8 protein-coding genes are annotated in these 11,958 nt (G+C 52.9%); 7 read left to right on the top strand and 1 reads right to left on the bottom strand.

What is annotated here, in order from left to right; all coding sequences use genetic code 11:
• Window positions 1–48 precede the first annotated feature (48 nt).
• Window positions 49–1,488: an amidohydrolase family protein gene (locus QEZ52_RS07970; protein WP_406649237.1), complete on the top strand. Its 1,440-nt coding sequence runs from the start codon at window positions 49–51 to the stop codon at window positions 1,486–1,488.
• A 110-nt stretch (window positions 1,489–1,598) separates the two neighbouring features.
• Window positions 1,599–1,937, top strand: a complete 339-nt coding sequence (locus QEZ52_RS07965) for a hypothetical protein (protein WP_114886204.1) — start codon at window positions 1,599–1,601, stop codon at window positions 1,935–1,937.
• 685 nt (window positions 1,938–2,622) lie between these two features.
• Here the strand turns inward: QEZ52_RS07965 and QEZ52_RS07960 are convergent.
• Entirely contained in the window at window positions 2,623–3,651 is a 1,029-nt protein-coding gene (locus QEZ52_RS07960; RefSeq protein ID WP_406649236.1) for a helix-turn-helix domain-containing protein, read from the bottom strand.
• A gap of 124 nt (window positions 3,652–3,775) precedes the next feature.
• Between QEZ52_RS07960 and QEZ52_RS07955 the strand changes: the two genes are divergently transcribed.
• From QEZ52_RS07955 to QEZ52_RS07935, 5 genes are all read left to right on the top strand, one after another.
• Complete coding sequence (locus tag QEZ52_RS07955; RefSeq protein WP_406649235.1) at window positions 3,776–5,122, top strand: amidohydrolase family protein; 1,347 nt, start codon at window positions 3,776–3,778, stop codon at window positions 5,120–5,122.
• Between the two features lie 419 nt (window positions 5,123–5,541).
• Window positions 5,542–6,849 (top strand): amidohydrolase family protein, encoded by a 1,308-nt coding sequence (locus QEZ52_RS07950; RefSeq protein ID WP_406649234.1) that lies wholly within the window; start codon window positions 5,542–5,544, stop codon window positions 6,847–6,849.
• Window positions 6,849–7,844, top strand: a complete 996-nt coding sequence (locus QEZ52_RS07945) for a metallophosphoesterase family protein (protein ID WP_406649233.1) — start codon at window positions 6,849–6,851, stop codon at window positions 7,842–7,844. The genes QEZ52_RS07950 and QEZ52_RS07945 overlap by 1 nt, the downstream gene beginning before the upstream one ends.
• 597 nt (window positions 7,845–8,441) lie before the next feature.
• Entirely contained in the window at window positions 8,442–9,368 is a 927-nt protein-coding gene (locus tag QEZ52_RS07940) for a hypothetical protein (protein WP_406649232.1), read from the top strand.
• Window positions 9,369–11,945 (top strand): DEAD/DEAH box helicase, encoded by a 2,577-nt coding sequence (locus QEZ52_RS07935; protein ID WP_406649231.1) that lies wholly within the window; start codon window positions 9,369–9,371, stop codon window positions 11,943–11,945. It abuts the gene before it with no gap.
• The last annotated feature ends 13 nt before the right edge of the window (window positions 11,946–11,958 follow it).

The raw sequence follows: 11,958 nt of genomic DNA, 5'->3' as shown, positions 1-11,958 counted from the left end.
GCTGATCTGCTAGATTTCCCCGGAAGTTCATCAGGGGAGATCAAGATCATGTCCAGTTCAATCAAATCGGTGGTGTTTGCGGCAGGTGTTGCCTTTGCTCCACTCAGCATTGCTCAAGCGGAGGAAGACGCGCCACCACCAATCTTGTTCACCAATGTCGATGTCTTTGACGGCTTCAGCCCGGACCTGCTCATGGACGCAAACGTTCTGGTCGAGGGCAATGTCATCACGCAGGTCTCGACCGACCCGATTGACATGGAAGGCGCGTTTGTTATCGATGGGACCGGCAAAACGATGACCCCCGGGCTGATCGACATGCACCAGCACGTCATGTTGAATCCCCCAGAAGGCACAGCCGCATATCAGACGCGATGGGACGAGGCATCGGGCGGCGCGATCGCACAGCACCACCTCGTGAACAACATCCTGATGAAGGGTATTACCTCTGTTAGGGATATTGCAGGAGATCCGCTGGACATTGCCAAGGCCATTGACATGGGACTAATTCCCGGACCGCGGATCGTCTCTTCTGGTGGCGCTATCTCACAAACAGGTGGTCATGGTGATTGGGCCGGTCGCAACGTCCCTCCTGGGATTATCGCGGAACATGCCGACGTGACTCAAGCTTCGCAAAACTCATGGACTGTTGATGGGCCTGACGAGGTGACCAAGGCGGTACGCCTGAACCTGCGGCGCGGTGCAGGGTTCATCAAGGTCATGGGCGGTGGCGGTGTCTCCAGCGAATTTGACCCGCTCGACATTATGGGCCTGTCCGAAGAAGAAGTGGCTAAAGCTGTGGAAATCGCGGCCGACAACGGCACCTATGTCGCTGTTCATGCATATCACGACGAGAGCTACGAGAGGCACCTGCGCCTTGGGACTCGGTCCTTTGAACATGGCTTCCTGATCTCGGAAGACATGGTCAAGAAAATGGTCGCTAAATACAAAGAGACTGAGGACATCGTCTGGAGCTTCCAGTGCTTTATGAGTGTTAACTCCTTCGGCAGCTACGAATCCATGCCCGCATTCTTTACGCATGAGCAAAAGCTGAAGGGTGTCCGGGTCGGCGAAGGTGTTCGGGCGATGTCCAAATGGATGAACGAATACGATATGTTTACCATCGGCGGTTCTGACATGTTCAGCCCCGGTCTGGTCGAGAAGATTAAGGAAGACATCACCTGCAATGTCGACGCTGGCTTTACACCTGCACAAGCTTTGAAGCACTGGACTGGAAATGCCGGAATCGTGATGGCCTGGTCTGGTCCGAAAAATCCATATCCGAGCTTCCACCTTGGCCGGATTGCCCCGGAGAGCTACGCAGACATTTTGCTTTGGGACGGCAACCCGTTGGAGGACATCAATCTGATCCTCGACGAGAGCAAGCTGCAGTTGGTGATGAAGGACGGCCGTGCTTACAAGAACACATTGGCAGACAGCGACAGCATCATGTACCGGCCCGCGGTTTCAGAACCAAAGGTCTACCCCTGATCCTATGATCTGGGCTTCGTCACAACAGTTGTGACACAGCGGGGCGGTTTGTTTACCTCGGCCGCCCTGCTTTCACCGGAATGAACCTCTAGACAAGATAGGGAATAACGATGAAGTATAGACTGGTTTCAGGTCTGACAGTTGGTGCGCTATTGGCCGCGACTGCAACCTCTGCGCAGGTATCGGATGCCTCCAAACTTGGCGCGAATGCTGGCGCTATGGAATACTGCCGCGACAATTTCATGACGGACGATGACAACGGTCGGTATGGTTTGCTTGTTGCGGCAACAACCAAAGACTTCAGTAATCTGTCTGCAGATGGCGATAAAACCAAAGCGCTGCTTATGAAGAAAGCGGCAGAGGATGGTGACTACCTCGGCAAGCCGCTGGATGCAGGGCGCTGTGAAAGTGTCCGGAAAACTCTTCTTACTCAATACGGCATCAAATGATCGGCGGTCTTCCGGCTGATTTCTGAGCTGTACGCGGGGCGGTTTCTTTACCTCGAGCCGCCCCGCAATATTATTTCCTAAGGGACCCAGAAATAAATAGATATCTCACCTGATGCGCTCGCGTCGAATTGGAAGTGCTGTTCTAAATTGTGCGCTGGCTGCCTGTGATACAATTATAGATTAGATAATTTCGCCTCCTCTGGATTCACGGCCGCCCTCCGCTGCAAAAACGAGCTTCCGATCTGCGGCCATTTAAATGTCTGCTCTCGCCGTTGACGCTATCTCGCCTCGCACCAGTAGCGAAGGCCCGGTGTCCGCCCTCCCTGTGGGGGTAGTGGTAGTGGCACAGCTTCGCGGATCGTGTCCGCTTTGGGCTGCGAACAGACGTTCCGGGCCAACACCAGCCGCTCCGACCCACGCCCAGGATGCCGTTCTGGCCGTCAATGGCTGTTGTGCGCAGGATAGTGACCTTTGCAAAGTCGCGCGAACGGCCCTCACCGGACGTTGGGTAGGTCGAACGTCATCGCAGTGCAGCGTCCCCAGACCTGCCGTTCGTGCATCGCGCAGCATTTCCGTTCGGGCAATGACGGCAGAGCGGACTTTGTTGCCGTTCAATTTGCGAAACGTGATGGCCGCTAAACGGACGTTCGCTGACAGGTGCTATCGGTAAGTTATTTAAAGGTAACTAGTTTCGCCGAAATTCGCTCGGTGTCATCCCTGTTTGCGCGCGGAAGAAACGGCTAAAGTGTGCTGGGTCGGAGAAGCCGAGCCGTGTAGCCAGATCGGCGATAGGTGTGTCGGTCTTGGCCAGTGCTTCCTTGGCGAGGGTCAGGCGCACCTCCCGAAGTTCTTGAGACACACTTGTTTCGACTTTGGATAATGCATGCTTCAATTTGCGCGGTTCCAGACCAACGGCATTTGCCACGTTTTCTACGGTCACGCACCCGCGAGGAAGCAAGCGTTCGACCGATGTCCTGACCGCGTGAACAAGCGATACCCCAGCCTTAGATGCCGATGCTTGATCGCCTAAGGTGTTCGCCGCTTCGGGCTTCAAAACAATTCGAGCGGGTAACCACTCGGACGGAAATGATACCACTGCGGCGTAGTCGCCTGATCTTCCGACATATGCGCCCCTATAAGCCGAAGGAAACGCCTCCGGGTACATTGTGCGCACGCGTACGTCTCCCGGCTGGACCTCGATCCCTTGGACAAAATCAAACACGCGAAGGAACATCGCTATGCCAAAACCATCTGTTTGTCTGGGACTATTCAAGGGTTGTCGGGGGCGTTTGGCTCTGAGAAGAGCTTCCCCGGCACGTTGGACCAGTTCGTATCGGACCGTCGTAGCGTGTTGCGGGACTGACCTGATCCAAGCCCCGAAGAAGTCTCCCAAAGAGCCCCCGTTCTCGAACGCTGTCGCAAAGGGCGGCCACTCCCGGATGTCGGTGCTTTCACCGACGTGACACCCTAGATGCGGGTCCCCAACAAGATCCGCCAAAGTATTCAGGAAGCAATAAACAGCTTCAGCGTGAACAAAGGTGGCCGGATTGAATGCCTCTTCCCGGGTGACGGAAAGAGCTGCGAGGGGCTCATCCAAGCTAAAGCCCTTCTCCTCAGCGTATTCGATGAACGGACGAAAAAGCGACAACCGAACTACAGGTTCTAGAGATGAGCTATCAAATGTTACCATGCGGTAGGTGCTATCTTTGATCACAGTACGATTTCAAGGAAGAATTGCCCGAGGAGCCGCGTTTTGGCCCGGTGCATGTTCACAGAGGCTAACGGACCAAAGTCGCATAAGGTATGCTTCGTAGGGCAACTTTTGGATTGGAGACCTTATGGTCAGGAACTCACTCACCTTATTCGCAACAGCGCTGAGCTTCGCAATCGCCGCGAACACGTCCTTTGCGCAAGATGAAACGACCCGCGTTATCTTCACCAACGTTCACGTCTTCGACGGGATAAACGAAGAACGGATTGAGAATGCCAACGTTCTGGTTGTGGACAACCTGATCGCAGAGATTTCCACCGAACCGCTCACAGCAGCCAATGCGCAAGTCATTGACGGGGGCGGCAGAACACTGATGCCCGGGATTATCGAGGGCCACAGCCATCTCATGTTCCCTGTTTCGGCTTCAGCCTGGTTCAATTCCCACGATGTTTTCTATATCGGCGCGGCAAGCGCCCAGATTGCAAATGGCTTTCTGATGCGCGGCTGGACGACCGTCCGGGACATCGGCGGACCGGCCATGGGCTTGCAGCGTGCCATTGAGGACGGTCAATCCATTGGCCCGAGGATCTATGCCTCCAGCGCAGTCATCGGGCAAACGAGCGGCCACGGGGACTTCAGGGACTATAATGATCCACATCCCAATGAGGTTGCGCACAAGCAGCAGTTCTACGAGCATTTTTCTTTCATCGCTGATGGTCCCGCAGAGGTGCAGCGCGCTGTCAGAGAGGCGCTTCGCCGCGGAGCCGTACAGATCAAGTTGATGGCGGGCGGTGGCGTGTCCTCGGTCTACGATCCGCTCTATACGGTTCAGTACTCAGCTGAAGAGCTGCGCGCTGCTACAGAAGCCGCGGCGGATTACGGGACTTATGTTGCTGTACATGCATACAACGATACAGCCATCATTCGTTCCATCGAAAATGGGGTAAAGGTGATTGAGCACGGAACCCTGATGACGGAGGCATCGGCCGAGGTCATGCGCGATAACGATATTGTCCTTTCGCCAAGCTGTCAGGTTCTGAACCTTTCGGAGGAAGAAGTATCCTTCCTCGATCCGGTTAGTCTTACAAAGTTCAATGAGGCACTGGCCGGGCTTGACCAGCAAATGCAGCTCGCAAAGGAATACGAACTGACGGTTGCCTTCGGTACAGACATGTTCGGATCGCCGCAAAACTTCGAGAACACTGTGTATGAATTCTCATGTCGCGAGCGCTACTTTTCGCCGTTTGAAGTCCTGCGTCAGGCGACATCCATTAACGGTGAACTTCTGGCAATGACCGGGGAACGCAATCCCTATCCAGATGGGCCGCTGGGTGTGATCGAAGCTGGTGCATACGCGGACATTATCTTGGTGGACGGTAATCCGTTGGACGGAACAGAAGTACTGGTCGACTATGAGAACAACATCGACCTGATCATGAAGGATGGCGTGATCTACAAGAACACGCTGAACTGATAAGACTGCAGGGCGGTTTGATATCTCGGCCGTCCCGCAAACCTCTTCGGACAAAAGTTGGATTACAATGGACATTGGTGTCGGCACCTGAAAACCGACCCGTGGTGTGGGCGAATTCCCTAACTCGGACAAATATTTATCGACGGGTCTTCAGTTTTGAGAAATGCAATTAAATTTTGACGATCCTCGGCTTCTTCGACGCGCCCGAACCAAGCCATGGCACTCTCGGGAAACTGGCCTTCTGGGTCTGCGAGAAACACTTCAAGCGTCGTTTCTGTCCAAATAATGTCCGACTGCAGCAGCCCGTCCGAATAAAGACCATAATCAGCAAGGATTTGACCTATGATCGCGATTGGATGTTTCCTATCCTTCGTGAAAATTAAGGAGCACTCGATGAAAGCATTTTTTCTGCCGCGGCCTTGTCCGCGATAGCAACCGCAGGATTTGCGCAAGACGAGCAATTCCCAATCCTCTTTACAAATATCCACGTCTTTGACGGGGTTAACGAAGCCCGCATCGAGAATGCCAATGTGCTCGTGGTCGATAATCTCATTGCCGAAGTTTCATCTGAGCCGTTGGCCGTTGCCAATGCGCGAGTTATCGATGGTGGCGGTCGAACACTTACGCCCGGGTTCATTGATGCACACACCCATATGTCTTTGATCGCGCCGTTTGAGCAGCTCGAAAACGAATACACGGCGATTTATGTTGGAGCGGCGGCGGGCCAGATGGCTGAAGATATGCTGATGCGTGGATTTACTTCGGTGCGCGACGCTGGCGGTGCGAGCATTGGCGTCCAACGCGCAATCGACGATGGCTGGTTTAACGGACCGCGCGTGTTCTCCTCCGGAGCATTTATCACGCAAACTTCCGGTCACTTGGATATGCGGGATCGCACGAATACGCACCACAGCTTCGGTGGGCAGCACAGCCACGCTGAAAGCATTGGTCACTTCTATGCCGTTGATGGCGAAGATGAGATGTTAGCCGCTGCACGGCAAAATTTCCGTGGTGGTGCGACCCAGCTAAAACTGGCTACCAATGGCGGTATTTCCGCAACTTATTCACCTCTCGACATTGATCAATTCACAAATGACGAGCTGGAAGCTGCGGCCTATGTTGCTGAAAGCTTTGGTTCATACATAATGGTGCACGCCTATTATGACAACGCGATTAACAGAGCGATAGATTTTGGCGCCAAGAGCGTGGAACATGGGCACCTGATGACCGAAGATGTGATCAAGAAGATGGCTGAAAACAACGTCTATCTTGTGGTCGAAGCACTGATGTCCACATCCGAAGCCCCACCATCTTTCACTCCGGATCAGGCAGAAAAATTCGGGCTCGCGAAGAGTGGGTTCGACGGAATGGTTGAGCTAGCAAAACAATACAACTTGAAGATTGCATTCGGTTCAGACGTCTTTCTGTCGAAGGATGCATATGGTCTTCAATCACAAGAGTGGATCGCGCGTAACCCATACTTCACACCGTTCGAGAACCTTCGATCTGCAACAGGCATTGGCGGAGAAATCCTCGCTCTTTCAGGTCCTAGAAATAGGTATCGGGACGGACCGCTAGGTGTCATCGAGGTCGGAGCCTACGCTGACATTTTGTTAATTGACGGAAATCCGCTGGAAGACATTAAAATCCTTGCTGACCCGAAAGAAAACATCGACCTGATCATGAAAGACGGTGTCATTTACAAGAACACATTGGGCAACAACTGATGGTTTTCCGTGGAGTGGTTTTCGCGCTGGCAGTTGGACTATGCGCTTCACAAGCCGCCACTCAGGATTTCGAGCACGCTGTTACAGGAGGCGCGACACCTTGGACCGGTGAATTGCAAGCGAGTGACCCAAAAGATCTGACGTTCGTTATACACTCCGACCTGACGGGCGGCGAGCGGCCCGGCATATTCGAGCTTGCGGCCCGACAAATGGCTTTGCTACGGCCCGAGTTCGTTATCAGCGTCGGCGACCTGATAGAAGGTGGCGGAAATCGTGAAGAACTGATCGCCGAATGGGAAAGCTTTGATGAGCGAGCGGCGCTTATCGGCGCACCTGTAATTTACGTGGGTGGCAACCATGATCTTTCCAGCGAATTAGAACGCGAGGTATGGGCCGAACGCCACGGCCCCCACTACTTCCATTTCCGCTTCAAGGATGTTCTGTTTCTTGTGCTGGATACTGAAGACATGACAGCCGAACGTAGAGACATAATTGCTAGTCAACGTGCAGGAGCAGTCGAAGTCTACAAAACAGAAGGACCTGAAGCTTTCGCACAAACGCCATATGCGCAGAGCCCGGAACGATCAACAGGCGCGATCAGCAAGGCGCAGGGTGATTACTTTGTTGAGGCGATCACATCAAACAATGACGTGCGTCATGTCTTCGTCATCACCCACAAGCCAGCTTGGGAGGCCGAAGAAACGGAGTTCCGCCGATTGGAAATCGCTCTCGCCGATTTGCCATATACGGTGTTCAACGGTCACGAGCATTTCTATGAGTACAAAAACCGGCTTGGCCGAGACTACATTCAACTCGCGACAACGGGAGGTGAGCAGTTTCCTGAAAAGGGGCTGTCAGAGGATCACGTGACGCTCATTTCCGTCCGTGGGCAGGATGTCGAGATAGCCACGCTAATGCTTCAAGGGATAAGAGATCGCAAAGCTGAATTTCCCGGTGTGGAGAGCATTCCGTGCTTTGCAAAGGCAAGTTGCTAGACCGTCAGCTTTGGGCTCACAGCCGACTTGCGGCGGTGCAGCACCTGATTTTGCACCAAAAGGCCACCGCCAGTGGTCTGATCTGCCCCACCGGATGCCCGAAGTCAGCCCAAAGCGGACGCGATCTCCACGGTTGACCGGTGCTAGCTGTGTGTTCAGAGCGCGGATTCCAGTCATTCGCCGCAACTGCGAGAGGCTCCTGTCAGAGAGGAACAAGCGGCCATTCACCGCCACTTTGATCACCGGGTCGATGCTGCACTACGCATCAAGGTCAGCAATGCGCAGATAGCGCCCTTTGCAAAGCTGCCACCCATCGTCGCCCTTCGGAACGTGGTCGGCCCAAACCGGACATCGATCTAGGGTTCGATGCTGCACTGCAGCTCCGCCGTCACAGGCAAAAATTTTTCAGTGCAAGTTTAAAAACTATGATGGTCATATCTTAATACACTACCCGACAACTCGTACCGCAACACGGCATGTCGACTGTGTTTTTGATCAAAGAAACAACTGAAAAGAGATGGTTCCCCAAGTTGCCCGGATTGGAAAGAGAGGTAATTGGTGAAATTGACTTGGCAAAGGCTGACATAGACATCATTGTTGAGTAAGCTTCCGAAGAAAATAGATTTTTTATTGAGAAATACTTTGACCGTCACATCGGACTCCGAACATTGCGAAGATGATAACATTGCAGTTGGACGCCCGCTGCATTGCCAAGATTGCGATATCGACGACAACTGTATCGGAGAGAGATGGGTTCCCGACAACTATGACGAGCTTGCGGCATTGATAGCCATTGTCGCGATGGGTCAAGCCATCCAAGCCTCACACATCCTTCGAGAGCTTGCCCCCGCCGAACCTGCCTATTCCTTTGACGAGCTGCGCGCGGAAGCAAAGGTAAAACTGACGGTACAGGACACTCCTGAAAAACCACGTACAGGCTATCCCAAATGGCAACGCGACGGCTTTGTCTTCGAAGTGATTTCGTGGATTGCCGCAAAGATCACCTATGGCGATCAAGCCTTGCTGAAGAACCCCCATGTAAGTGCAACATCCCAAGGTTTAGACGGTCTTATGCTGCAGCTAAATGGCGAGCAGGACGCTGTCGTGAGTAGCACAGTTTTTGAAGACAAATGCACAGACGATCCAAGAAACACATTTCTTGCAAAGGTTGTTCCTGGATTTCTTGATCGTCATCAAAATCTTCGAAGTGCCGAGATCATTGATGCGGCGGGCGCGTTGCTCCGTATCGCTGGACTGGCCGAAAAAGACGCAGCCCACCTAAGTGCGGCTGTGACTGAAATCGCCAAAAGGAAGTATCGCGCTGCATTCTCGTTGCCTCCAGACTTCGACACGCTTGCTGCGCGTCAAAGCCTCTTCTCGGACTATGATCGCATCCAAAGCATCACTGCGGAGCAACGGATTGGTGCATCGTTTATCACGCCAATTGATATGCGCGATTGGATAGCAGAGCTTGCCGACAAGGCTATTGAGTATCTTGAAAATTTAGATGGTGAAGAGGCTTAGATGTTTGACGCGCAAACAGCAGAACTTCTGAGGTCAGCCCCAGCAGTTCCGGGGTTCGATCCAGAACTCTTGCCCGCGTTCTTAACTTACCAGTATGCGAACTTAGCATCTTACCGACTTGGGGGATTAGAGTCCCCGTCTGACGGGCAAGGTGATGAATGGACGCTTGAGAGACTAGCGGATACCTACGAACTAACTGCAGTTCTTCAAATAGAGCCACAGATGGCGCGCGCCTCTTCTTTCGTAGCGGCAACTGCCCAACAAATTATTGCGCGGCGTGAACAGACACACCCCGATGCTACGGCCCTGCCAAATATTGACCAGCATCGTCTAGACCCTGCGCTGTCAGCAGTATTGCTGTTCTTGCTTTCGGAACAGTTCGCCGATGCGAATGAAGCCACAGCGGCGATCAATCTCAACACCGACGTTCAGACATACGAAGCGACAATCTTAACTGAGCATATCATCGACCTTGGGAAAGGAAGTCTCCATGATATATTAAAGCGCTCGGAACGTTGGCGCGTGCCAAGGGATTTTCAGGATTTGGAAGAGCGTGCATTGGCCGCTCTCTTTGAGAACCTTGCAACGGGCATAGAGCTTTTTGCAGCTGAATTTCTGAAATTGCCCGCACCTGATACAGTTTTGGGCCGATACGACGACCGGAGACAGGCCTTCGAGCGTGTCATAGCCCTCTCCGCCGCACGGCACGACGTGTCAGGTCCGCTGGAAAGTATAGATTTTATTTTTGCGGGCCCGCATCATCTAGCATCACTGCTTTTATCGGCCACCGATGGCATATCTGCTGCGAGCCTTTTGGAGGTTCCTCCACCGACAGGAGCGGACGAAAAAACTTGGAGAGACTGGCTTCGCTTTCGGAGCGAAAAATTCCCGTATATGTGGTCAAACCATAGGCAAGCTGTTGAACGCGAATTTCACCAAACAGGCGTTTCGGGAGTTGTGGTTTTGCCGACTGGTGCCGGGAAGACGACTGTATCCTCGCTCAAGATTGCCGGAGCGCTGGCACGCGGCAAGAAGGTGGTCTTTCTTGCTCCAACACATGCGCTTGTAGAACAGCTCACCGAAGATCTGCAGGAGATGTTTCCAAAGGATCTGCTTGGATCCGTTGTATCGAGCGATTTCGATCTTCTTCTACAAGAAGACGCTACGTTCCAAGATATTGAGGTGATGACGCCTGAACGATGCTTAGCAATGTTGTCTTTCGCCTCTGAAGCCTTCCAAGATGTAGCTCTCTTGGTCTTTGACGAGTGCCATCTTCTGAGCCCAGAGTCTGGCAAGATTAGACGCGCGCTTGATGCCATGCTCTGCGTTCTGGGTTTCAATAATGTAGCATCCGATGCTGATATTCTCTTCCTTTCTGCGATGGTCAAGAACGGTGACGAGCTGGCAGTCTGGCTGGCTGAGTTGACAGGCAGGCCAAGTGTCTCGGTTGATCTAATCTGGAAACCAAGCCGCCAGGCGCGGGGTGTCGTTATCTACGACTCAAAAGAGTTGGAGTCCGCACGTGCAAATGCGATTGCTGCACAAGAAGCCGAAGACGCGCGGCTCGAAAAGACAGCCAAGACCCTAAGAAAAAAGGCCCAAGAACAGCTCACTGCTCATCCCTATGCTATTTGGGGCCTTCAGCATAACTGGATATCTGAGGACAACCTTTATTGCTCGACGACTCCATTATTATCCAACAGTGTTTTTTTGGCAGGCAAGCTAGAATATGGGCCTTCCGTACGACTTACACCCAATGCCAATGGTGTCGCCGCGAGCATTGCCGCAGCTGGTGCTGCGAAAGGTCTCAAGACGATCATCTTTGTGAATACGAAAAATGACGCGGTAACGGTCGCTGGCAATGTTACCGAGTTGCTCAATGAGACTGTGGAGCCAACTGATTATGAAGCCCTCAGATGGAATGCGCTGGAGCTAGAACTCGGAGAACTGAAGCATTCTCTTTTGTCTGGTCCAGCAGTAGCGGTTCCCCACAACTCGGCAATGCTCCGCTTAGAACGAGACCTCGCAGAGAGAATGTTCAAGCGCTCCAACGGCGCGAAAGTTATTGTTGCGACACCAACCCTGGCGCAAGGTCTCAACCTTCCTGCTCATCTCGCAATATTGGCGGGTGACAAACGCGCTGGCATTGAAGGAGGACGTGAAAGCTTAGAGGCGCACGAAATATTGAATGCGGCAGCTCGTGCTGGGCGCGCAGGACATTTGGCAAACGGTCTGGTGCTTCTTGTGCCTGAGCCGAACATGCATTTCATCCAGAAGAATCAGGTATCAAAAGCAACTCAACAGAAGCTAAAGGCTGTGCTCCCTGAGGACGATCATTGTGTTACGATCTCCGATCCACTGCAGATCGTACTAGACCGCGTGAACGTGGGTCAGGCCACAGACCCACAAGTGGCATATACCATTAATCGCTTTGCTAACCTTCCTTCCGAAGATGCGTCTACGGCAACAGATCAGCTCTTCGATTTAAAGAAGTCGTTCGCCGCGCATATTGCTCGGAACAAAGACAACATCGAAACCTTCAACCAAAAGGTTGCTGTTTTCAGAGCAGCAGTGTAAGCGTTTCCTGGCC

It is taken from the genome of Aliisedimentitalea scapharcae (genome assembly GCF_045277565.1).
GTDB lineage: Bacteria > Pseudomonadota > Alphaproteobacteria > Rhodobacterales > Rhodobacteraceae > Aliisedimentitalea > Aliisedimentitalea scapharcae.
Note: the sequence above shows the minus strand (reverse complement) of the source record. Positions and strands in the feature narration are given on the sequence as shown.

Bases quoted from the DNA above. Each gene is read 5' to 3' on its own strand.
- QEZ52_RS07965 (WP_114886204.1), top strand. From the start codon at position 1,599: ATGAAGTATAGACTGGTTTCAGGTCTGACAGTTGGTGCGCTATTGGCC.
- QEZ52_RS07970 (WP_406649237.1), top strand. From the start codon at position 49: ATGTCCAGTTCAATCAAATCGGTGGTGTTTGCGGCAGGTGTTGCCTTT.
- QEZ52_RS07945 (WP_406649233.1), top strand. From the start codon at position 6,849: ATGGTTTTCCGTGGAGTGGTTTTCGCGCTGGCAGTTGGACTATGCGCT.
- QEZ52_RS07955 (WP_406649235.1), top strand. From the start codon at position 3,776: ATGGTCAGGAACTCACTCACCTTATTCGCAACAGCGCTGAGCTTCGCA.
- QEZ52_RS07935 (WP_406649231.1), top strand. From the start codon at position 9,369: ATGTTTGACGCGCAAACAGCAGAACTTCTGAGGTCAGCCCCAGCAGTT.